Origin of the sequence: Streptomyces sp. NPDC007905 (genome assembly GCF_042959345.1) — a bacterium.
GTDB lineage: Bacteria > Actinomycetota > Actinomycetes > Streptomycetales > Streptomycetaceae > Streptomyces.
Genome location: NZ_JBIBKS010000003.1, coordinates 21,714 through 43,898, shown reverse-complemented (window position 1 = coordinate 43,898; position 22,185 = coordinate 21,714). Strand labels below are relative to the sequence as shown.

The window sequence follows — 22,185 nt, the reverse complement described above, 5'->3', positions numbered from 1 at the left end:
TCCGCACCGCTCGCGGTCCTTGAAGTACCAGGAAATTCGTTCGTCTCGGGCCGTCCCCCGGGTCGTCCATTCCCAAATCCCGTGCCCGCTCACGGCGGTCGCACGGGTGCCCCTGTGAACCTTGGGAGATGGCACCATGACCCAGCAGTCAGTGGAGCCGAGGACCGCAGCCGACGACGCGGGCGAAGGCACCCGCGTCCCGGCAGGGCGGTCCTGGCTCGACCGGTACTTCCACATATCCAGAAGAGGATCCACGGTCTCGCGTGAGGTCCGCGGCGGCGTCACCACCTTCATGGCGATGGCGTACATCCTCCTGCTCAACCCCCTCATCCTGTCCGGCAAGGACGCGGCGGGGGACACGCTCGGCCAGAAGGCGCTGATCACCGCGACCGCGTTCGCGGCGGCCCTCACCACGCTGCTGATGGGTTTCGTCGGCAAGGTGCCCCTCGCGCTCGCCGCCGGCCTCTCCGTCTCCGGCGTCCTGTCCTCGCAGGTCGCCCCGAGCATGACCTGGCCGCAGGCCATGGGCATGTGCGTGATGTACGGCGTCGTCATCATGCTGCTGGTCGTCACCGGCCTGCGCGAGATGATCATGAATGCGATCCCGATCGCGCTCAAGCACGGCATCACGATGGGCATCGGCCTGTTCATCGCCCTCATCGGCTTCTACAAGTCCGGCTTCGTGCACAAGGGCGAGGCCACGCCGGTCAGCCTGGGCCCGGCGGGCCAGCTCACCGGCTGGCCGGTGCTGCTTTTCGCCGGCACCCTGCTGCTGATCTTCATGCTGCAGGCCCGCAACGTCCCCGGCGCCATCCTCATCGGCATCATCTCCGGCACCATCGTCGCCGCCGTCCTCAACGGCCTCGGCGTCATCGACCCCAAGCAGTGGGCGAACGGCGTCCCCGCACTGCACGGCAGCGCGGTCTCGGCGCCGGACTTCTCGCTCTTCGGGCACGTGGAGTTCGGCGGCTGGGAGAAGGTCGGCGCGATGACGGTCGGCATGATCGTCTTCACCCTCGTCCTCGCCGGCTTCTTCGACGCGATGGCCACCATCATCGGGGTCGGCACCGAGGCCGGACTGGCCGACGACAAGGGCCGGATGCCGGGCCTGTCCAAGGCACTGTTCATCGACGGCGCCGGCGGTGCGATCGGCGGCGTGGCGGGCGGCTCCGGCCAGACGGTGTTCATCGAGTCGGCCACCGGCGTCGGCGAAGGCGCCCGCACCGGCCTCGCCTCCGTGGTCACCGGCCTGTTCTTCGCGGCCTGCCTGTTCTTCACCCCGGTCACCGCGATCGTCCCGCAGGAGGTCGCCTCCGCCGCCCTGGTCGTCATCGGCGCCATGATGCTGATGAACGCCCGGCACGTGGACTGGGCGGACCGCGCCACCGCCGTCCCGGTCTTCCTGACCGTCGTCCTGATGCCGTTCACGTACACCATCACCAGTGGTGTCGCCGCGGGCGTCATCTCCTACGTGGCCATCAAGACCGCGCAGGGCAAGGCCCGCGAGATCGGCGCCTTCATGTGGGGTCTGACGGCCGTCTTCCTGATCTACTTCGCACTCCACCCGATCGAGGGCTGGCTGGGCGTGCAATAGCCACCCACCTCGAACCCTCCAACCCGCTTGAGGAGACCAAGAGATGCTGGACATCGCCGAGGAGCTGAACCGGTGGGTCGAGCAGGGCCGTGACTTCGCCGTCGCCACCGTGGTGGCCGTCGGCGGCAGCGCCCCGCGCCGGCCCGGCGCCGCCCTCGCGGTGGACGCCGACGGCACGGCGATCGGCTCGGTCTCCGGCGGGTGCGTGGAGGGCGCCGTGTACGACCTGTGCCGGCAGGCGCTCGACGACGGCGAGACCGTCCTGGAGCGCTTCGGGTACAGCGACGAGGACGCCTTCGCCGTCGGCCTGACCTGTGGCGGCGTCATCGACATCCTCGTCGCACCGGTACGGGCGGACGGTCCCGCCCGGCCGGTGGTCGCGGCCGCACTGGCCGCCGCCGCCCGTGGGGAGGCGGCGGCGCTGGCGCGGATCGTCGAGGGTCCGGCCGAACTGGTGGGCCGGGCCCTCCTCGTCCGTCCCGACGGCTCCTGCGACGGCGGCTTCGCGGCCCACCCCGAGCTGGACCGCACGGTCGCCGCCGAGGCCGGCGCCTTCCTGGACGCGGGCCGCACCGGCACCCTGCAGATCGGCGAACAGGGCTCGCGCTGCGGCGCCCCGCTCACACTCCTCGTGGAGTCCTCCGTCCCCGCCCCCCGGATGATCGTCTTCGGCGCGATCGACTTCGCCTCCGCGCTGGTCCGCGTCGGAAAGTTCCTGGGCTACCACGTCACGGTGTGCGACGCCCGCCCGGTGTTCGCCACGCGCACCCGCTTTCCGGAGGCCGACGAGATCGTCGTCGAGTGGCCCCACACGTACCTGGAGCGCACCGAGGTCGACGGCCGTACCGTCCTGTGCGTCCTCACCCACGACGCCAAGTTCGACGTACCGCTGTTGCGATCGGCGCTGCGGCTGCCGGTCGCCTACGTCGGCGCGATGGGCTCCCGCCGCACCCACCAGGACCGCAACGAGCGCCTGCGCGAGGTCGGCGTCACCGAACTCGAACTGGCCCGCCTGCGCTCTCCCATCGGCCTGGACCTCGGCGCCCGCACGCCGGAGGAGACGGCACTGTCCATCGCCGCGGAGATCGTCGCGGCCCGGCGGGGCGGGAGCGGAGTGTCCCTGACCGGCGCGCACACGCCGATCCACCACGACACGGCGTCGCCGGCGGCGGGGCGGATCGGGTCGGTGGCCTGAGGATTGCCGTCCTCACGCCCGCCTCAGCAGCCGGTTGGCCGCACGCCCGAACACCGCGCGTGACGCCCGCTCCACGATGCCGTCGAAGAAGCGGGGGAGGAAGCGGATCCGCAGATCCTCGCGCCACACCACACGGCTGCGGCCACCTGGTCCCGGCAGTACCTCGATCTCGGCCCACCCCAGGATGACCCGCCCGCGTTTCTCCAGGCGGCACAGCCCGGGCTCGCCGTCCACCGGCGGCTGCCAGACCGTGACCTCCATGACGTCGTCGAAGGCCAGCGGGCCGACGCCCGAACGGGCCACGAAGCGTGTGCCCTCACGGGTCGGTGCGGGCGTGACCACGGTGACCCGGGTCAGCGGCACCGTGTCACCGTGGCGGGGCCACTGCGTGAGCCGGCGCCACGCCTCCTCGGGGGGAAGCGGCACAGTGCGTTCGAAAGAGAAGAGGGGCACGGCACGATCGTAGGCAATCGGCGTCGGCCACCTGCGCGTTCGGCCCCGGCTCACCTGTCTGGCCCCCCACGTCGCCCACTCGGATGACCCGGTCCCTCAGGGCCGGTAGACCTTCCCCGGCTCCGCCCTGCCCGGCGCCAGCAGTTGGGGCACCGTCACGAAGACGTAGCCGCGCGCCTTCAGGGCGTCGATGATGCCGGGTACTGCGGGCACGGTGCCCTTGTAGATGTCGTGCAGCAGGATGATGCCGTCCCGGGACGCCTGGTCCAGGACCCGCTGGGTGATCAGCGCGGAGTCGTCGGTCGTGTAGTCCTTCGCGGTCACGCTCCACAACACCTCCGCCAGGCCCAGCTCCTTGGCGATCTTGTGCACGTGGGCGTCCGTGCGGCCCTGCGGCGGCCGCATCAGCGTGGGCTTGCGCCCGGTGAGCCGCTGTATCGCGTCGTCGGGCCGCTTCAGTTCCTCGCGTATCCGGGCGTCCGGGATCCGGGTGAGGATCTTGTGGTCCCAGGTGTGGCTCGCGACCTCGTGGCCCTCGGCCGCCATCCGCTTGACCAGCTCCGGGTAGGTGTCGATGTGCCGCTTGCCGAGCAGGAAGAAGGTGGCCGGGACCCTCTTCTCCTTGAGGATGTCCAGCAGCCGCGGGGAGTTCTCGCTGGGCCCGGCGTCGAAGGTGAGCGCGATGCACTTGGCCTCGCGGCAGTCGACGGTGCCGAACCGGGCCGGTGCCCCGTGTGCCGCCTCTGCGCGCGCCGAGCTCGGCGAGGTCGTGTCGACCTGCGCGCAGCCGGACAGCGCCAGCGCCAGACAGGTGGCGGCCGAGGCCACGGCGGACAGGCGCAACCTTCGGGCCCGTCCGCGCATCTTCATGGGTGCGTGCTCCGGGTTCGGGTTCGTCCCGGGCGAAGTCGAATGAGGCATGCCCGGACTATACACTCAGTGTATAGCTCACGTGTTCGAATTGTGGGAGTGTCCCGACGGCGCGACGAACCGCCGTTGCACCATGGAGGTGCGGGGGAGGAAGCACTCCGGCGAGAGGACCACCCCATGCGCTTCCGGGACCGTGCCGAGGCCGGACGGAAACTCGCCGGCCTGCTGAGCGAACTGCGCGACCGGGGCGAACTGCCCGACCCTGTCGTCCTCGCCCTGCCCCGCGGCGGGATCACCGTCGCCGCGCCCGTCGCCCGCGCCCTCGGCGCCCCGCTCGACGTGCTCGTCGTACGCAAGATCGGCGCCCCGCACCACCAGGAGTTCGCCGTGGGCGCTCTCGCCGCCGACGACCCGCCCCTCTTCGACGCGGACACGCTCGACCAGCTGGGCCTGACCGAGGAGCGGCTCGCCCCGGCCGTGGAGCGCGAACGGCACGAACTGGGCCGGCGCGAGCGCCGCTACCGCGGCGACCGCCCGCCCCCTGACCTGAGGGGCCGAACGGTGATCGTCGTCGACGACGGACTGGCGACCGGCGCCACCGCCCGCGCCGCCCTGCGCCACGTATGGCGCCGGGCACCCGCCCGGGTCGTCCTGGCCGTCCCGGTCGGCGCCCCGGACTCCCTCGACCAACTCACCGAGGAAGCCGACGCGGTGGTCTGCCCGCTCCGGCCGGCCGCGTTCAGCGCCGTCGGCCAGTGGTACGACGACTTCGAGCAACTGACCGACGCCGACGTGCTCGACGTGCTCGACGCGCTGCACGCCCGCTGACCGCACGGGAGCGAGGATGCCGGAGCTGGCCGAGGCGGAGGCGCGGCGCCGGTTCACCGCCGCCCGGGTGGCCCGGCTGGCCACGGTGGACGCGGCGGGCCGCCCCCACCAGGTGCCGGTGGTCTTCGCCTGGCACCTCCTCGAGGGCACCGAACAGCTCGTGACCGCCGTCGACCACAAACCGAAGACCACCACCCGCCTCAAGCGGCTCCGCAACATCGCCGCACACGCGCCGGTCTGCCTGCTCGTGGACGCCTACGACGAGAACTGGGACCACCTGTGGTGGGCCCGCGCCGACGGCGACGCCCGCATCCTGCCGCCCGACGCGTCCGACCCCGCCGTTCGGCGCGCCCATGAGGCCGCCGTCGGGCTGCTGTGCGAGAAGTACCCGCAGTACCGGGACACCCCGCCGGCCGGCCCGGTGATCGCCGTCACCGTAGGCCGCTGGAGCGGCTGGCAGGCACGGGAGGAGATTCCCGGCCACTGAAGCCCGTGCACACCAGTGGTACCGGACGGGCACGGGGAGTAACCTCGGGTGCCATGACGCGCACGGGGGAGCGAGCCGTCAAGTCGCGGTTACGTACGCCACCTTGGGTTGCCCGCATCGAAGAGCCGGACGGGCGGGTCCTGGGTGCCGGGGTGCTGCTCGCGCCCGACCAGGTGCTCACCGCGGCCCATGTCGTGCGTCCCGGACGCACCTACGTCGTCCACTTCGTCGGCGTGCCCGGCGTACCCGGCGTGGCGGCGACGGCCCGCGAGGACGAGCACGTGCCGCAGCGGGAGGACGCCTTCGGCGACCGCATCGGCGACCTGGCCCTGCTGCGCCTGGCCGACCCCCTGCCCGCCGAGCACACCACCCGGCTCTACCGGCTCGCCTCGCCCCACGGACCGGTGAGCATGTACGGCTTCCCGGCAGGGGACGACGGCGGCCGCTGGCACGGAGCCACCCTGGTCGCCGCCCGCGGCCGGGACAACCAGGTGCAGCTGCGCCCGCAGACCCCCGACGAACTGGCCGCACCCGGCTTCAGCGGCGGGGGAGTGGTGGACCACGAGACCGACGAGGTCATCGGGATCGTCCTCAGCGTCGACGAGGGCCCGGGCTCCGTCTTCAGCTACATGAGCCCCACCGAGACCATCCTCAGTCATCTGCCGCAGGTCGCCGCCTGGACCGACGGCGCCGAAGCCGTCGACCCGGCGCTGCGCACCGGCGCGCCGGGAGCCGCCCGCCGGCTCGACGTACCGTTCGCCACCGAACTCGCCTCCTGGTTCCGGGGCGAGGGCTGGCCGGTGCTCGTCACCGTCGTCCCGGCCCGCAGCGGCCGCGCCTGGACCCTCACCCGCGCCATCACCCTGGCCGACCGGGAACTGCGCACCCAGCAGAACACCAGCGCCTTCGGCCACGACCCGCCCGAGACCGTGCCCCCGGCCGGTGGGCACGATCTCGCGCTGGACGTCAAGGGCATGACGGCCACTCAGGTCATGGACCGGATCGCGGAGCGGCTGGGTATCCGCGGCGACCCCCGGCCCGAACGGCTCGGCGCGCTGCGCGTCCCCCTCGCCGCCGTCCTGGTCGGAGTCGACCAGGCGGCCGAACCCGACGCCCTGCTCGGCCTCCTGGACCGCCTCGCCCAGCAGGGAGCCCGGCTGTTACTGGTCTTCCGGCGCCGGGGCGGCCGTGCGGCCCAGGCCGCCGAATCCTTCGTGCAGCGACCGCTGCGCGAGCGCTGGAGCCGACTGCACCACGAAATCGACCGGATCGTCGACGAGTGGGGGCCCGCACTCGACGAGCGCCGCGACCGCGTGGCACCGGATCCCGGCGCCCGGCACCTGCTGGACCAGGCCGAGGCCGGCGTACGGCGCACCCGGATGCTGCGCGCATGGGTCGCGCACACACCCGAACGGGAGAAGGAACCCCGGCGCGCCGACCTGCTGTTCACCTTCGAGGACGCCGCCGAACGCCGCCGCCGGCGTTTGGAACAGGCTCTCTCCGTCCTCGACGCACGGTTGCGCCGCCGCGAGGAACTCCTCGGCCGCATCACCGCCGAGTGGCCGCTGTGCCAGGAACGGGCCACGGCCCAGGGCGGCGACCGGGTCGTGGAGGCCTACCGGCTCTACGAACTCGCCCTGTCGCTGCTGCGGCAGACCCCCTGCGACGTGGACGCGGCGGAGACCGCCGTCCGGCGGTTCGTCGGCTTCTGCTCCGGCACGGCAACCGCTGAGGAGGGCCCCCGATGACCTCATGCGTCCGGCCCGGCTGCGCGGGCCACATCATGGCCACCGGCTACTGCGACACCTGCGGACACCGCCACCACGAGCCGCGGACCGAGCCATCGCCCCCGCCGCCCGACCCCGCCACCGAGGAGCCGCCCGGGCCGGGGCCCACCCACGCCGTCGCCGGCGTGGGCGAACTCGACCAGCACGGACTGGTCAGGCTGCCCGACGTGCCCGCACCCGAGAGCGGGCTCGTCGAGGACCCCCGGCCGCCCACCGGCGGCCGCCGCTGCGGCGCGAACGGCTGCACCATGACCATCGGCATCGGCTACGGCGGCCAGGCCGCCCGCACCACCGGCCGCTGCCCGCGCTGCGGCACCCCCTACTCCTTCCTGCCCCAGCTGGCCGAGGGCGACGTGGTCGACGGCCACTACCGGGTCCTCGGCTGCCTTCCCCGCGGCGGCCTCGGCTGGGTGTACCTCGCCGAGGACACCCGCGCCGACGGCCACCGCGTCGTCCTCAAAGGCCTGATCGACGCCCATGACGCGCTCGCCCGCCGCAACGCCGTGGAGGAACGCCGCTCCCTGACCGACCTGCACCACCCCGACGTCGTCCGCCTCATCACCTACGCCGAACACCAGGTCCCGGGCCGGTCACCCACCGGCTACCTGGTCATGGACTACATCGCCGGCCGGGACCTGCAGCGGCTCTTCCACGCCGACGACGTCGAGCGGATCTTCCAGGGCCGCCCCCGCCTCGACCACGTCCTCACCTACGGCTGCAAGATCCTCGGCGCCCTGCAGTACATGCACGAACGCGGCCTGCTCTACTGCGACATGAAGCCGTCCAACGTCATCCACTTCGGACGGGCCATCAAGGTCGTCGACCTCGGCGCGGTCCGCGCCATCGGCGACCGGACCTCCGCCTACGTGTACACCAAGACCTTCGCCCCGCCCAGGGAGGAGATCCACAGCCGCGGCTGGCACGTCGACAGCGACCTCTACACCGTCGGCATGACCCTCCAGAGCCTCGCCGAGGGCGCCGAACCGGCCCGTGGCCTCGCCCCCGACTCCTTCCGCCGCCTCATCCACCGCGCCACCCACACCGAGCCCCGCGCCCGGTTCCGCTCGGCCGCCGAGATGTCCCGCCAGCTCTGGGAAGTACTGCGCGAGTTCCGCTCGCTGCAGTTCGGCGAGCAGCTGCCCGAGAGCTCCACCCGGTTCCGCGCCACCGACGCCAGCCTCGACGCCGGACTCGGCGCCATCCCCTCCCTGGACCACTGGACCACCCGCCCCGGCGCACAGCCCGCCGAGCTGGACGTCTCCCCGCCCTCGGCCGCCGAGGTCGCCGGCGCCCTCCCGGAGCCGGTGCCCGACCCCGACGACGGTGCCGCCCTGCTGCTCGACACCTTCCCGCCCGACGCACCCGACCGGGTCGCCCGGCAGTGGCCCCGCGAATCCCGCCTCGGCACCCCCGAGACCGCGCTGTGGCTGTGCCGCGCCTACCTCCGAAGAGGCGAGCAGGGCGAGGCCGAGAGCTGGCTGACCGAGGCGGAGACCCAGCTCGGCGAGCGCGCCGCCGCTCACGACTGGCGCATCGCCTGGCACCGCGGCGTGCTGCACCTGAGCAAGGCCGAGGTACGGCAGGCCGGCAGCTGCTTCGAGGCCGTCTACCGGGCGCTGCCCGGCGAGTACGTGCCCAAGCTCGCCCTCGGGTACTGCGCCGAACACGGCGACCGGCGGACGGCCCACGCGATGCGGTTCTACGAGGCCGTGTGGGCACGGGACTTCGCCCACACCGCCGCCGCGTTCGGCCTGGCCCGCGGCCACCTGGCCACCGGAGACCGGGACGCGGCCGTACACGTCCTCGACGACGTCCCCTCCACGTCCCGCCACTACGACGCGGCCCGCATCGCGGCCGTCCGCGTCCGCGCCGGCCTCCTGCACGGCCGCGCCCCGTCGCTCGCCGATCTGCGGGACGCGCACCGGCGGCTGCCCGAGCTGCACCTGGACGGCGGTGCCGCCGACGGCGAGTCACGGGCCCGGCTGGTCGCCGAGGTCCGCGAGAACGTGCTGCACGGCGCGGAGCAGGGCCGGCGGCCCAAGCTCCCCATCGGTGAGCTGTTCGGATCCGGCGCCGAGGACGCCCTGCGCACGCTGCTGGAGCAGTCCTTCAGACAACTGGCCGCACAGGCACGCACCGCGGGCGAACACGGCCGGCTGCTCGACCTGGCCCACGCCGTGCGGCCGATGACCACGTTCTGAGAACTCCGAAACGAAGAAGCGAGGGGGACGCCGCCATGAGCACGGCCGGGAACACCGGGAGCGCCGGGACCGGCGAGCACAAGGAGGACGCCGGCGACATCGCGGTGACCCTCGCGGTCGGCCAGAAGAAGGAACTGCCCGCCGTGCCGGCCGCGCCCGGACGGCCCCACGACCGGGAGATGCACGCCATCGTGGAGATCGGGGTCACGCACCACGGCGGCCGCCCGGGCCTCGTCACCGGAGCCGCCCGCGGGTCCGGGCCCGCCCTCGCCGAGGTGCTGATCGTCGACACCTCGCGCTCCATGCTGCACCCGGCCGCCAAACTGCACGCCGCCAAGGACGCCACGGTCGCCGCCCTCCGGCTGCTGCCGGAGGGCAGCGCGTTCGCCGTGCTCTCCGGCCGGTTCGACGCCACGGTGGTGCACCCCGGCCCGGGCCGCGAGGTGATGGCCGTCGCCGGGCCCGCCGAGCGCGAGGCCGCCGAACGCGCCGTACGGATCCTGGACGCGGACGGCGGCACCGCCATCGGCCCCTGGCTCGACCTGGCCCGGCGGCTGCTGAGCAAGCAGTCCGCGCCCATCAAGCACGTCCTGCTGCTCACCGACGGGCGCAACGAGCACGACCACCGCGCCACCATGGCCCTGGACACCGCCCTCGAAGCCTGCGACGGCCGGTTCGTCTGCGACGCGTGGGGCATCGGCGACGACTGGGACGCCGACCTCCTGCTGCGCATCACCCGGCGGCTGCACGGCCGGGCGGGCGCGGTCCGCCGCGAGTCCGAACTGCCCGCCGCCTACGAGGAGCTGGTGAACGGACTGCTCGGCAAGGCGATCCCCGAGTTGCGCATCAGGCTCACCCCGACCCCCGGCACCGTCATCCGCCAGGTCAAGCAGGTCGTGCCGAGAGAGCAGGAACTCCTCGCCTGCGCAGCCGAGTTCGGCGAGCGCGGCGCCGAATACGTCACCCGGGCCTGGGGCGAGGAGACCCGGCACTTCCAGGTCGTCCTGACCGCCGACCCGACCGGCCGCGAGATCGGCGAGGACCTCCAGCTCGCCGCCGTGGACGTGGTCGTACCCGACTTCGGGCGCACCGTGCGGCTGCCCGCGCCGCAGCCGATCCTGGTCCGCTGGACCGACAACCCGCTCGACGCCTCCCGTCAGCATCCCGGCGTCCGCCGCCACGAGCTGTACCAGCAGGCGAGCGCCGCCGTGGCGCGGGCGTACCGGGCCTGGCTGCGCCGCGCCGAGGGCGGGGCGGAGGCCGACCGTGAACTCGCCCGGGCGCTGTCCCTCGCCGAGGAACTGGGCGATGCCCAGCTGCTGGGCGCGCTGCGCCGGCTCGCGGGTGTGCCGGGCACGGGCCGGGTCCGTGACGGCCTCAAGGACGTCGACTGGCAGCACCTGATCCTCTCCAGCGCCATGACCACACCACCCGAGGAGCCGGCCGCCGCCGGGCCGCCCGCCCAAGGCCCACCCCTGGCGGGCCCACCCGACCCCTCCGGCGACGGCCCCGCACCGGGCGGTGCCGACGAACTCATCGAGTGCCCCGACTGCACATGGATCGGCCCGGCGGACTCGGTGTACTGCGGGGGCGACTGCGGACGGTTGCTGAGGAGGGCCGTATGAGCGTCGGCACGGGTGCGCGAGCGGGTGCCGGTACGAGCACGCGCGCCGGGACCGGCGGCCCGGTGGAGCCACGCCCGGCCGGGGCCGCCCACCGCGCAGCCGGTCCCCACGATCCCGCGCCCCTGCCCCGTCTCCTCGGCCGTCTGCTGGCCGCCGGGCGGCGCCCGCCGGAGGAGGGCAGTACGACCGCCCACGAGCTCGCCGTGCGCCGCCGGCTGCTGCTGGCCCTCTCGGCCGTGCTGACCCTGTCGCTGTTCCTCTCCTACGAGGGCGTGCACGGCGACGCGAACCCGCTGCGCACCTCCAGCGCCCCGGCCGTCCTCGCCATCGACACCGCGCTGTACGCGCTCGAGGCGGCACAGGCGGACGCGACCGGTACGCCCCCGTCCATCAGCGAGTTCCAGACGCAGATCTCGGTGGCCGCGCAGAGCGTCTCCGTGGCCGCCGCGGACGACGTGGGCGGGCCGGCCGCCCGGCAGGCCGTGCAGACCGTCGCCGGACTGATCTCCGGGTACGGAGGCATGGTCCAGAAGGCCCAACCGGAGCCGCCGGGAAGCGTGTTGCGCGAGGCGTACCTCAGCTACGCGACCAGCATCCTGAAATCCGAGGACTCCGGTATCGAAGCCCGGCTCAGGGCGCTGCGCAGCGAACAGCTGGCCGCGGTGAAGCGGCAGACCTCCTTCGGGCCGCTGCTGTGGCTCGGCTGGAGCGTGGTCGCGCTGCTCGTCCTCGCCCTCGGCGCGGCCCTGGTGGAGACCCAGCTCTTCCTGCGCCGCAGGTTCCGGCGCAAGTACAACCGCCAGCTCATCGCCGCCGGAGCGCTGCTGGCCACGGGTTTCGTGGCCCTGCTGCTGTTCACGGTGTGGACCCACCAGGGCATGGCGGACACCCGCGCGCTGCTCGACGGGGCGCCGCCCGGTCCGGACATTCCCCGAGCGGGGCGGGACGCCGCCTCGTACCTGGCGCACACCGGCTTCCGCGCGGCGGCCTCGGTGTGGATCGTGATAGGAGGCGTCCTGCTCATGGCGCTGGCCGAGACGGGACTGCGGCAGCACATCAACGACTACCGGTTCAGGCCCCGGTGAGCGCCCCCGGCAGCGGCCCCGCGACGGCCGCACCCGGCACCCGGCGCCGCCCCTCCCGCCACCTCGTGCGCGTGATCGCCGTGGTGGCGAGCTGCCTGGCCGTGCTCGCGGCGGCCGTCGTGGTGGGGGTACGCGCGCTCGGGCAGGAACCGACCGTCACCCTGCTGGCCAACTGGACCGGCGGCGACGCCGGGCACTTCCGGGACGCGGTGATCGCCCCGTTCGAGCACGAGCACCACATCCACGTCGACTACCAGGGCAGCTCCGCCGAGAGCCAGGTGCTCAGCGCCGACGTAGAGGCGGGTACGCCACCCGACGTGGTGGTGCTCACCGGCCCGGGCGAACTCGCCGACTACGCCGGGCGGGGGCAGCTCTTCCCCGTCGAGGATCTCGTCCCCGAGGGGGCGTTCGGCACGTCCTGGGCCACCCCGCTGCACGGACACGTGTACTGGTTCCCGCTCAAGGCCGACGTCAAGAGCATCGTCTGGTACCCGGGGCGCACCGGCGACCGGCAGCTGAGGCAGGCCGGCGGACGGCCCGACCAGTGGTGCCTCGGCATGGGTTCCGGCGCCACCAGCGGCTGGCCCGGCACGGACTGGGTCGAGGACATCCTCCTGCAGCAGTCCGGCCCCGGGATCTACCAGCGGTGGGCACGCGGCCTGCTGCCCTGGCAGTCCAAGGAGGTGGAACGGGCCTGGCGGACCTGGGGGGAGCTGGTCGGCGCCGGAAAGTCCCCCGACCTCGTGGCACGGGCGCTGAAGACCGAGTACCAGGACGCCTCCCAACTGGTGGCGCGGCGGCCGCGGCAGTGCACGCTGGAGCACCAGGCATCGTTCGTGCGCGCCTACCAGCCCTGGAAGGACGCGCACGGCAGCTACAAGCCCTCCTCCGAGCTGATCCCCGGCGCCGCGGCCAGGAACACCTGGGAGGTCTCCGGGGACCTCGTGGCCCTGCTGCACGACACCCCGCAGGCGCGGCAACTGATCCGCCACCTCGCCTCCACCGACGCCCAGCGGGCCTGGAACGCCGAGGAGTCCGGCTTCTCCGTCCACACCGGAGCGCAGCCGACCGCCGGCTCCGACGGTTCCTGGCACCGCTCCCTGGCCGGCACACTGCTGGATCCGGAGGCGGTCCACTGCTTCGACGCCTCCGACGCCATGCCGCCCCCGGTCCGGGACGCCTTCGCCCAGGCCACCATCGACTTCCTCGCCGACCCACGCCACCTGGACGACCTGCTGAAGAACCTGGACAGCCTCAGCAGCAACGAGGAGCTGACCTGGGTGCCGTCGGTCTGCGACCGCCGAACCTGAGGGGGACGCCGGCGGCGCGGTTCAGCTCCGGTCGCTCCACGGAAGCGACAGCCGGCGCCCCTGCGCCCGCCCCGCCTCGGCGGCCGGGCGGCGGGTGGCCGGGTCCAGGGCGTTGTCACCGATCGCCGCCCGCGACGCCTCGTCGGGCGCGACCACCACGACCTCGGCGCCCCGCTCGCGCAGCTCCTCGACGGCCCGCTCCAGCGGCTGTTCACTGGGGAACGGCTCGGTGGTGCCCAGCGGCACGAGGACCACCACCCGATCCGCTCCGGCCGCCTGGTCGACGTTGGCGATGGACCGCACTCCACCGTCGACGTACCGGCGCCCGCCGATGGTGACCGGCGGCCACACGCCCGGCACGGCACAGCTCGCCGCCACGGCGTCGACCAACGGCACACCCGAGTCCTTGTCGAAGACCCGCGCCTCGCCGCTCTCGGCGTCCACGGCGACGACCTTCAGCGTTCGGTCGGGCCAGGCGTGGGACGGCAGCCGTGACTCGATCACCGCACGCCGCTCCACCTCGGGCACGGTCCGCGCCCCCAGCGCCGCCCGCCCCACCGCCCGCCGCAACTCCGGCACCGAGGCGGCGGCGCCCGTCGCGGCACCGATCTCTGCGGCGAACCACTCGAGATCCATCTCGGCCATGATCTCGGCGGCCTGCAGCGCGGGATCCACCTGACGGGCGTACAGCTCCTCCAGCGCCAGCCCGCTGCCCACCTGCGCCGCGACGGTCGAGCCCGCGGAGGTTCCGAGCAGCAGATCGGCCCCGGTGACGTCCTGCCCGGTGTCGGCGAGCCCCGCCAGCAGCCCGGTGATCCACGCGATCCCGCCCACACCGCCGCCGCCCAGCACCAACGCCTCGGTCATCCCGCCCCCTTCGAAGAATTCCCCGACGGATCCGTTGCTCGATCCGGGAGCCACGATAGCCAAGACCATCGGGCCGGCGGCGCGCCGCAGGTGTCAGGGCCGGCGGACATCACCCCAGACGCTCGGCGACCACCACACGGAACCCCTGGTCGTAGTCGAAGAAGTCAGGTGGGTGTCGTCCCCGGTACGCGCAACGGCCGTACAGCTGCGGATCGATCCAGGAACTGCCCCGGACCACGCGACAGCCATGGTCGCTCCGGTCCTCCCGCCCGTCATCGGCATCGTAGGGATAGGCCCGATGGAGACTGTGCGTCCACTCCCAGACGTTGCCCGACATGTCGGCGCAGCCGAACGCGGAGGGGGTCACCGCGTACACCCCTACCGAGGTCGGCCCGAGGACCTGGCCCTCCCGCGTGTTCGCCAGGGCCCGATCCCACTTCCGCCCCCATGGATACGCGTGCGACCCGGGCCCCCTAGCCGAGTACTCCCATTCGGCCTCGGTGGGGAGCCGGACGACGTGCTCCTGCGGCAGCCGGCCCGCCAGCCTCAGTTGCACTGTGAGCCAGGAGCAGTACGCCATCGCCTCGTACCACGTCACTCCGACGACGGGATGGTTCGGCTGCCCGTACCGTTCGTCCTCCCAGAAGGCCGGCTGCTGCCTCGACCTCCGCGCGTAGTACTCCTCCAGTTCCGCGATCGCCCGCTCGTCCGACTCCGAGATCAGTGCCCGCCACCCCGCGATCGCCTTGGACGCGCTCGGGTCCTGCGTCCATCGCTTCATGGTGCTGGGGTCGACGCTGAGATGGCGACGCAGGTTGAGGAACTCCGCTTCGGGGCCGCCGCCCGGATCCTCGCCTCGCAACCAGGCACGGCCCGCCTCCGTCCAGCACCCGTACTTCCCGTAGCCGTCGTCCGCCACGAAACGGCGGTACTCGGCGTTCGTCACCGGGTAGGTGCCGATGCGGAAGGCCCCGAGGCGAACCGTATGGCGAGGCTCCTCGTCCCGTCCGAACCTGTGCCCCTCGCGGACGAGCCGACCGGTGACCCACCGCGGGCTCCCGATCCGGGCCTTGGCGGCCGGAACGTCGACCAGGGGCGCGAGAAGCACCGGTCGCTCCTCCACCGCCAGGTGCTCGAAGCGGCCGTCGCCCAGGTCTCCCAGTACGCTTCCCGCGAGGATCCTGGCTCTGAGATGGACCCGCGCATCGCTCACTTCCCGCTGCAGGTCCCGGACGAGCAGTGACCGCATGGCGGGCGTGGTGTTGATGCCCGCTTCCAGTACACAACGCGCGGCCAGAACCGGATTGACCTCGCGGACCGCGTCGATGAACGCGGCAGGATCCTCCGCCAGCCCGGCCGCGAGAACGGTGGTCTCCTCCCATCCGCTCGACGGCGGCGGAGGGAGGGGCTCACTGGGGCCGAGCGGTCCCACGTCGGGCATCTCGTGCACCAGCCGGGGGACCTCGACCTGGGGCCTCAGGTCCTGCCCCGACCGCCACCGCCGCAGCATCTCTCGCGCGGCCATCGCCTCCTGGAGCAGGTGATGGTAGAAGAAGATCTCCTCCTCGCCCTCGGCTCCGGGATGAGACTCCAACAGGCTTGTCGCCAGGCCGAGTTGGATTATCACGTCGGAAGGCGTGTATCCGGTGTCCGTCGGGGCGTCCACCTGGTGCCGGAGCAGCCGCGCCATCGCCGTGTAGGACAGCCTCGTCCCCTCGCCGCTGGCCAGCATCTCCCACGCGAGTTGCGCCAGTGCGGAGAACAGCACCGTCTCGGGCGGCCAGTCCGCGTGCCCCTTGCTGGACTCCCGTCTGAACAACACCTCGATGAAGTTGGTGAACAGCAGGGCCCGGTTGGTCGGCAGGTCCCCTTCGAACAGATAGATCGCGGTGAGCATCGTCAGCAGGTAGGGATTGCGCGCCAGGCTGACGAGATTGTCCCGCCCGGCCGCGATGCGTGCCCAGAAGGTCTCGGCGGACTCCGCACCCAGGTACTGCTCCAGGAAGAGTCGGATTCGAGCATCGTCCAGGGGGTCGATCTCCACCTGCTGGACGCCCAACGGCTCGGAGTAGTCGCGCTGCCGGCACGAGAAGATGAACTGGTTCTCGGGCCAGCGGTTGACGAAATCCCTCCAGGTCCGGACCTTGCTTCTGAACTCCTGGTCGCTCGTACGGGGCATCTCGTTGAGAGAGTCCACGAGGAGAAGGAGTTCACCGCGCGCGAGGAGGTCCCTCACGGACACGGAGTCGCCGAGCCGCTGCCGTGCCTGATCGACCAGGAACGCATAGGGGTCGGTGGGGTTCCGGTAGTCGGCCAGCGTGACCATCAGGGGCAGCCGGCCGGAGCCGTCGCGCAGGCGCATCTCAGCCGCTTCGAGCGCCAGCTTGCACAGGACCGTGGTCTTGCCCGCGCCGGGATCCCCCAGCACGACGAACGTGTTGTACCGGCGAGCCACTGTCGATATGTCGGCCACTCGCTCGCGGAAGACCCGGCGGGCAGCACCCTCACCACGGGCGTGGAGGATGCTGAACTCCGGATGGACTTCCAGGATCCCCGACGGGTCTTCCACGACCGTCACGGTGCCGGACAGCGGAACGAACTGGGTGACCCAGCGGCGGAGAACCGGACTGACGATCACGGATGCCAGGTACGACGACTGGTCGCCGGGGACCATCGAGGACAGAGCCATCGCGGCCTCAAGGGAGACCATGGCCTCGGTGCCGCCACCCGTGAGGGACATCGTGCGGTGGCCGTCGCGGACTCCGAAGCGGATCGAGGCCTCCGGCTGTTGGAGCAGGGACACCATCCGCGCGAGGGTCTGTTCCAGTTCGGCCTGCGAGTAGCCGGACAGTACGATGATCTGATCCCGCCCGATGAACGTTTCAGAGCCCACGTCACCGCGGATCACCGCTCCGCCCTCGGTCGAGATAGATTCAGGCTCGTCCATGATCGCGCAATCCTCTACGCAGAGACATATTGATTTTTTCCTTCGGCCGCGGAGGCTCCCGCTGCCCCAAGGTCTGCCACCCGTCCGGTGCGATGTGAAGACCGCTCAGCCCGAGCGCGACACGAAGTCGGTGCGTCCTCCGTCGACGGTGAGGGCCTGGGCCGTCACGAAGCTCGCCTCCTCACTCGCCAGGAACAGGATGGCGTTCGCCACCTCGGCGGGCGTGCCGGCTCTACCCAGGATCGTGCGGCTCACGATCCCCGCGGTGGTATGGCGTGCCTGGTCCCCCTCCATCATGTCCGTGGCGATCAGACCAGGACAGACAGCGTTCACCGTGACGGTGGGGCCGAGTTCGAGGGCGAGGCGCTTGGTCAGGGCAATGAGTGCGCTTTTGGTCAGGGTGTACGGCGTGTTGTCCGGGGTGGCCATGGCGAGCCCGGCCACCGAGGAGACATTCACGATGCGGCCGTAGTCATGGCGGTTCATCAAGGGTGCTGCCAGCTGCGCGCAGTTGAGAGCGCCCTTGAGATTGACCGACCACAGGTCGTCCAGGAGGGAGCCGTCCATGGTCAGGCCCCGCCCCGGTCGCCACAGCCCGGCGTTGTTGACGAGGATGTCGAGCCTGGTGAATCGGTGCTCGATCTCCTGGAACATGCGGGACACCTGGTCAGGGTTCGCGACATCGGCCCCCAGGGCCGTCGCACTGCCCCCGCCGTCGAGGATCGCCTCGACCACCTCGCGGGCCGCCGTGGCGTGCCGGACGTAGTTGACCACGACCTCGGCACCCTCCCGGGCGAACACCAGTGCCGTGGCCCGGCCGATCCCCCTCGCGCCGCCCGTGACCAGGGCGACTTTCCCAGCCAATCGCTGACCCACGGCTGCCCCCGCTCCTCGCTCCGCGTTGCCTGTCCGTCGAGAGGTCCCGACACGTCTCCGGCGCGAAGGACAGCGCCGACGCGAATCAACCGCAGATCCGCCAGTGGTCGCCGCGGACGATCAGGAACTCGTTGTCGCGGACAAGCACGAACCTGGGCCCGGACGAGTAGAGCTCGGCCAGGGCCGCGCCGTACTCCTCGACGAACTCCTCATTGCCGTAGTGGACGAGCGGGACGAAGTCGACGAAGCCGAGTCCGTCGTACGAGGCGAGTTCCGGAGCCTCCTTGGGATCGTCCATCATTTTGATGGGCTCGATGGTGGTGCCCAGCAGGACCGAGCCCGCACTGGAACCGATGTACGACCTGCCGTTGCCCACCAGATCGCGGAGCATCTGGTCGAATCCGCTCCGGCGGGCCTCCTGAAGCAGGTAGAAGGTGTTGCCGCCGCCGACGAAGATGACGTCGGCCGGCTCCAGGGCCTGCCTGAGGTCCTCATGTCCGGTGGCAGCGATGTCCACATCGAAGACCTGAAATCCCAGGCTCACCAGTTTGTTGCGGTCGTTCTCGGTTCCCTCCTTGTTTTCCGAGGGGTTCGAGGCCGTGGGGATGAAGGCGACTTTCAGGTCATGCGGATCGCCGTCCAGGTGGGCCGCGATCTGATCGAGTACCTCGCAGGCAATGGACGTGAGGAACAACGGCATGACGGGAATTTCCCTCTCTGTTCTGCAGGGAGGTGAGCTGACAGACCGTCGGATGGGAATACCACGGCCAGGAGTTCACCGCTGTCACTGAGCTTCTTCAGCCCGCACACTGATCGAGTGAAGGAGGTCGGTATCCCCATCCTTGCGTACGGGAGTCGCTCCCCGAGCCCGTGGAGCGAACCGGGGTCCTCATTGTCGCCCGTGAGAGGGGCCGTCGCGCCAAGTTCCGGCCTGCCTGGGCCTTTTGGTGTAGGTGCTGGTGCGTGTGTACTCACTGGCCGGGTGTGGCGCACCGCCGCGGGTGGCCCGCTTGTCACCCCGACGGGGCAATGGTTTCATCTGGGGTGTGCTGGTCTTCCATTGCACGGAGATCGAGGGCCTCGTGGAAATCGCGCGGATCCCGAGGGAGGACACGCGGGGAAGGTTCGCCCGGATCTTCGACAGCCGGGAGCTGCTCGCCGCCGGCTGGCGGTGGCCGGTCGTCCACGTGAACGTCTCGGAGACCGTCCGCGCGGGAACCGTCCGTGGCCTGCATTACCAAGTTCCTCCCAGGGCCGAGGCCAAGCTCGTCACCTGCGTCCGGGGGGAAATCCGGGACGTGTCGGTCGACGTTCGCAGTGGTTCGCCGACCTTCCTGAAGTGGTGTGCGCGCACGCTCAGCGGGGACGGGCTCAACAGCATGCTCGTCCCACCCGGCTTCGCGCATGGTTTCCAAGCCATGTCCGCGCACGCGACGGTGGTCTACGTTCACAGCTGCGAGTACTCACCACCGCACGAGCGCGGGATCGGAGCCGAGGACGAGCGACTGGGCGTGAGCTGGCCTCTCCCCGTCTCACACCTGTCGGCCCGGGACGCCTCCTACCCTCCCCTTGACGCAGGTTTCACGGGTGTGACGCTATGAAGTGCAGATCGTGTGCGTCCGCGTTGAACGGCCTGGTGCTCGACCTGGGCTTCGCCCCGCCCTCGAACGCCTATCTGTCGGCTCGTCAACTCGACGAGCCGGAGGTGTACCTTCCGCTGCGCGTCCGTTTCTGCTCCGTGTGCAAGCTCATGCAGTTGGAGGACCATTCCGACCCACGGCGGCTCTTCACCGCGGACTACGCCTACCGATCCGGTACAGCGCGGTCATGGCTCGAACACGTGGCGGCGTTCACCGACTCCGTCACCGCTCGCCTGGGCCTGTGTGCCAAGTCCCTTGTCGTGGAGATCGGATGCAACGACGGACACCTGCTCAGGAACTTCGCCGGACGGGGGATTGCGTGCCTCGGCATCGAGCCGGCCACGGAAGCCGCCCGGGCCGCCCGCCAGTACGGGATCGACGTCATCGAGGAGTTCTTCTCGGCGAGCCTGGCCCATGAGCTGGCGAAGCAGGACGTCCTGGCCGACCTCGTCGTCGCCAACAACGTGTTCGCCCATGTGCCCGACATCAACGACTTCGCCGCCGGCCTCAGCTCCATGATCAAGCCCGAGGGGGTGGTGACCCTCGAGTTCCCGCACGTGCAGAATCTCCTCCGGCACGGACAGTTCGACACGATCTACCACGAACACTTCTCGTATCTGTCGTTGACCTCCGCGGGGCACGTCCTGGAACGGGCGGGTCTCGAAGTCTTCGACGTGGAGCAGCTGCCCACACACGGAGGGAGCCTTCGGGTCTACGCGCAGCATCAGGGCCAGGCTCGGAAAGTGACTCCTCGGGTGCGTCAGCTTCTGCAGTCGGAAGTCGACGCGGGCCTGATGGAGAGCGGGACCTACGCTCAGCTTCAGGCCAGAGCGGAGAGAATCAAGGACGACCTGCTGACCTTCCTGCTGGACGCGAAACGCCGAGGCGTACGTGTCGCCGCCTACGGTGCAGCGGCGAAGGGCACCACTTTGCTGAACTTCGCCGGTGTCAAACCCGACCTGCTCCCCGTGGTCTACGATGCCGCGCCATCGAAACAGGGCAAGCACCTGCCGGGCAGCCACATCCCGGTCATGCCGCCTTCATGTCTCGCACCCGGCGACTGGGACTACGTCCTGGTTCTGCCTTGGAACCTTGCCGAGGAAGTGGTGCAACAGCTGGGGGCGTTGGCGGAGAACGGGGTGGCGTTCGTCGTCGCGGTCCCCGAACTCACGGTGCTCGGCTACCGGAACAGCTGAGTGGCCCAATCGAGAAGTCGGTGCGCGAGATCGGCTATTCCGGTCAGCGAAGTGGCCGCACCGGCCATCTTCCCGAGCAGTTGGCTGATCGAGTCGACCTTGTGAAGGATCAGGTCCGCGTCGGGCTCTTCCTCCTGCGTCTCCGAGAGCACCGTCTCGACGTCCTCGATGACGGCCTTCTTCGCGCCAGGGCTCATTTCCGCCAGCTTCAGCTGTTCGGTCAAGTCCTCCAACGCCCGCTGGAATTCCGCGAAGGCGGCCTCTCCTTGGCCGTCGGCGGCAGCTCCGTCAGTCGTTCCCACGGAAAGGCGCCCCACTGACCCGTGGACAACTGACTTGATGCTGTCCTTTCCCACGAAGTCTCCGCCTCCGGTGTCGACATTTCCGCCCACGAAGGCACCGCCACCGGTGTCCAGGTGCTGGGGGTGCCGATTCTCCGCGCTCAAGGTCGCTCCCTCCACCGTGCTTGAAGTATCGAAGTTTATGGGGGCCGCACCGCTGATGACGACGCCGCAACCGTCGTAGATGAGGCACGTCAACCGGTGGACAGGCCGGTCGCGGCCGGCTCATCAGCCTCAGCGGAGATCGTTTTTTCGAGGGATCGACAGGACCCGGACGCTGGGCTAGCCTAATCACGGCTGAGGAGTAGCAACTGTCATGCTCATGGGGGAGAGTCATGGTGGTGCAGAATCCGGGCAGGCAATCCACTCCGAGGGTCCTGGCACCCCATCACATCGGAATTCACGTCACCTCAATCGATGAGGCCCTCCCATTCTTCGTGGACGTCCTCGGACTCGAGGTGGCCTTCCGCTGGTCTCCCCGGGCCCCTTATCTCGGGACACTGCTGGACGATTCCGAGTACGAGATGGAAGCGGTCGTGTTGCGCATCGAGGGGTCCACCTTCGCGGTCGAACTCGTGCACTTCGGCCACGTCTCCGCGCAGGCTGCCGACGCCAGGAACGCCGCAGCGGGAACCGCCCACCTCGCTCTCGCCGTGACGGACATCGAGGACATGTGCCGACGGGTCAAGGAAGCGGGATTCGAGCTGTTGTCCGACCCGGTCGTGCCCACGATCGGTCCGATCCGTGGCGGCAAGGTCGTCCTGGCCCTCGGACCCGACGGCATACGAGTCGAACTGATCCAGTCCCCGAACTGGCTGCACGGCAGCGGTCCTACTCCGTGACAGCGTTCACCCACCCGTGAGCTCCAGCCGATCATCCATGC

19 protein-coding genes are annotated in these 22,185 nt (G+C 71.0%); 12 read left to right on the top strand and 7 right to left on the bottom strand.

Annotated elements, in window-relative coordinates; all coding sequences use genetic code 11:
* Positions 1-136: 136 nt before the first annotated feature.
* Together ACFZDC_RS06610 and ACFZDC_RS06605 are read left to right on the top strand one after the other, a co-directional pair.
* Positions 137-1,594 (top strand): solute carrier family 23 protein, encoded by a 1,458-nt coding sequence (locus tag ACFZDC_RS06610; RefSeq protein ID WP_391320802.1) that lies wholly within the window; start codon positions 137-139, stop codon positions 1,592-1,594.
* Between the two features lie 43 nt (positions 1,595-1,637).
* The gene (locus tag ACFZDC_RS06605; protein ID WP_391320800.1) at positions 1,638-2,789 is read left to right on the top strand and encodes an XdhC family protein; all 1,152 of its coding nucleotides are present in this window, start codon (positions 1,638-1,640) and stop codon (positions 2,787-2,789) included.
* A 12-nt stretch (positions 2,790-2,801) separates the two neighbouring features.
* Here ACFZDC_RS06605 and ACFZDC_RS06600 read toward each other — a convergent pair whose 3' ends face one another.
* Positions 2,802-3,242: an SRPBCC family protein gene (locus ACFZDC_RS06600; RefSeq protein WP_391320797.1), complete on the bottom strand. Its 441-nt coding sequence runs from the start codon at positions 3,240-3,242 to the stop codon at positions 2,802-2,804.
* A gap of 96 nt (positions 3,243-3,338) precedes the next feature.
* The gene (locus ACFZDC_RS06595; protein WP_391321546.1) at positions 3,339-4,106 is read right to left on the bottom strand and encodes a polysaccharide deacetylase family protein; all 768 of its coding nucleotides are present in this window, start codon (positions 4,104-4,106) and stop codon (positions 3,339-3,341) included.
* Positions 4,107-4,289: 183 nt separating this feature from the next.
* Between ACFZDC_RS06595 and ACFZDC_RS06590 the strand changes: the two genes are divergently transcribed.
* From ACFZDC_RS06590 to ACFZDC_RS06560, 7 genes are read left to right on the top strand one after another with little or no spacing between them, the layout of a single operon-like run.
* The gene (locus ACFZDC_RS06590; protein WP_391320795.1) at positions 4,290-4,940 is read left to right on the top strand and encodes a phosphoribosyltransferase family protein; all 651 of its coding nucleotides are present in this window, start codon (positions 4,290-4,292) and stop codon (positions 4,938-4,940) included.
* A gap of 16 nt (positions 4,941-4,956) precedes the next feature.
* Positions 4,957-5,427 (top strand): TIGR03668 family PPOX class F420-dependent oxidoreductase, encoded by a 471-nt coding sequence (locus ACFZDC_RS06585; RefSeq protein WP_391320793.1) that lies wholly within the window; start codon positions 4,957-4,959, stop codon positions 5,425-5,427.
* A gap of 53 nt (positions 5,428-5,480) precedes the next feature.
* Positions 5,481-7,175 carry a trypsin-like peptidase domain-containing protein gene (locus ACFZDC_RS06580; protein ID WP_391320791.1) on the top strand — a complete coding sequence of 565 codons (1,695 nt, stop codon included), beginning with the start codon at positions 5,481-5,483 and terminating at the stop codon, positions 7,173-7,175.
* On the top strand, positions 7,172-9,415 hold the full coding sequence (locus ACFZDC_RS06575) for a tetratricopeptide repeat protein (protein WP_391320789.1): 2,244 nt from the start codon (positions 7,172-7,174) through the stop codon (positions 9,413-9,415). Before ACFZDC_RS06580 ends, ACFZDC_RS06575 begins: the two co-directional genes overlap by 4 nt.
* Before the next feature lie 35 nt (positions 9,416-9,450).
* The gene (locus ACFZDC_RS06570; protein WP_391320787.1) at positions 9,451-11,040 is read left to right on the top strand and encodes a VWA domain-containing protein; all 1,590 of its coding nucleotides are present in this window, start codon (positions 9,451-9,453) and stop codon (positions 11,038-11,040) included.
* Positions 11,037-12,125 carry a hypothetical protein gene (locus ACFZDC_RS06565; protein ID WP_391320785.1) on the top strand — a complete coding sequence of 363 codons (1,089 nt, stop codon included), beginning with the start codon at positions 11,037-11,039 and terminating at the stop codon, positions 12,123-12,125. The genes ACFZDC_RS06570 and ACFZDC_RS06565 overlap by 4 nt, the downstream gene beginning before the upstream one ends.
* The gene (locus ACFZDC_RS06560; protein ID WP_391320783.1) at positions 12,122-13,435 is read left to right on the top strand and encodes an extracellular solute-binding protein; all 1,314 of its coding nucleotides are present in this window, start codon (positions 12,122-12,124) and stop codon (positions 13,433-13,435) included. The genes ACFZDC_RS06565 and ACFZDC_RS06560 overlap by 4 nt, the downstream gene beginning before the upstream one ends.
* A gap of 21 nt (positions 13,436-13,456) precedes the next feature.
* On the opposite strand, the gene ACFZDC_RS06555 is transcribed toward ACFZDC_RS06560, so the two are convergent.
* The 4 genes from ACFZDC_RS06555 to ACFZDC_RS06540 all read right to left on the bottom strand — a co-directional run bounded on the left by ACFZDC_RS06555 (position 13,457) and on the right by ACFZDC_RS06540 (position 18,825).
* Positions 13,457-14,302 (bottom strand): patatin-like phospholipase family protein, encoded by an 846-nt coding sequence (locus ACFZDC_RS06555; RefSeq protein WP_391320781.1) that lies wholly within the window; start codon positions 14,300-14,302, stop codon positions 13,457-13,459.
* Positions 14,303-14,411: 109 nt separating this feature from the next.
* Positions 14,412-17,249: an SUMF1/EgtB/PvdO family nonheme iron enzyme gene (locus tag ACFZDC_RS06550; protein ID WP_391320779.1), complete on the bottom strand. Its 2,838-nt coding sequence runs from the start codon at positions 17,247-17,249 to the stop codon at positions 14,412-14,414.
* Positions 17,250-17,354: 105 nt separating this feature from the next.
* Complete coding sequence (locus ACFZDC_RS06545) at positions 17,355-18,125, bottom strand: glucose 1-dehydrogenase (RefSeq protein WP_391320777.1); 771 nt, start codon at positions 18,123-18,125, stop codon at positions 17,355-17,357.
* Positions 18,126-18,210: 85 nt separating this feature from the next.
* Complete coding sequence (locus ACFZDC_RS06540; RefSeq protein ID WP_391320775.1) at positions 18,211-18,825, bottom strand: Type 1 glutamine amidotransferase-like domain-containing protein; 615 nt, start codon at positions 18,823-18,825, stop codon at positions 18,211-18,213.
* Positions 18,826-19,135: 310 nt separating this feature from the next.
* On the opposite strand from ACFZDC_RS06540, the gene ACFZDC_RS06535 reads away from it, so the two are divergent.
* Positions 19,136-19,726 carry a dTDP-4-dehydrorhamnose 3,5-epimerase family protein gene (locus ACFZDC_RS06535; RefSeq protein WP_391320773.1) on the top strand — a complete coding sequence of 197 codons (591 nt, stop codon included), beginning with the start codon at positions 19,136-19,138 and terminating at the stop codon, positions 19,724-19,726.
* Positions 19,723-20,961: a methyltransferase domain-containing protein gene (locus tag ACFZDC_RS06530; RefSeq protein WP_391320771.1), complete on the top strand. Its 1,239-nt coding sequence runs from the start codon at positions 19,723-19,725 to the stop codon at positions 20,959-20,961. Before ACFZDC_RS06535 ends, ACFZDC_RS06530 begins: the two co-directional genes overlap by 4 nt.
* On the opposite strand, the gene ACFZDC_RS06525 is transcribed toward ACFZDC_RS06530, so the two are convergent.
* Positions 20,946-21,407, bottom strand: a complete 462-nt coding sequence (locus ACFZDC_RS06525; RefSeq protein WP_391320769.1) for a hypothetical protein — start codon at positions 21,405-21,407, stop codon at positions 20,946-20,948. The genes ACFZDC_RS06530 and ACFZDC_RS06525 overlap by 16 nt on opposite strands.
* Positions 21,408-21,637: 230 nt before the next feature.
* Here ACFZDC_RS06525 and ACFZDC_RS06520 point away from each other — a divergent pair, with 230 nt between their 5' ends.
* Complete coding sequence (locus ACFZDC_RS06520; RefSeq protein ID WP_391320767.1) at positions 21,638-22,144, top strand: VOC family protein; 507 nt, start codon at positions 21,638-21,640, stop codon at positions 22,142-22,144.
* The last annotated feature ends 41 nt before the right edge of the window (positions 22,145-22,185 follow it).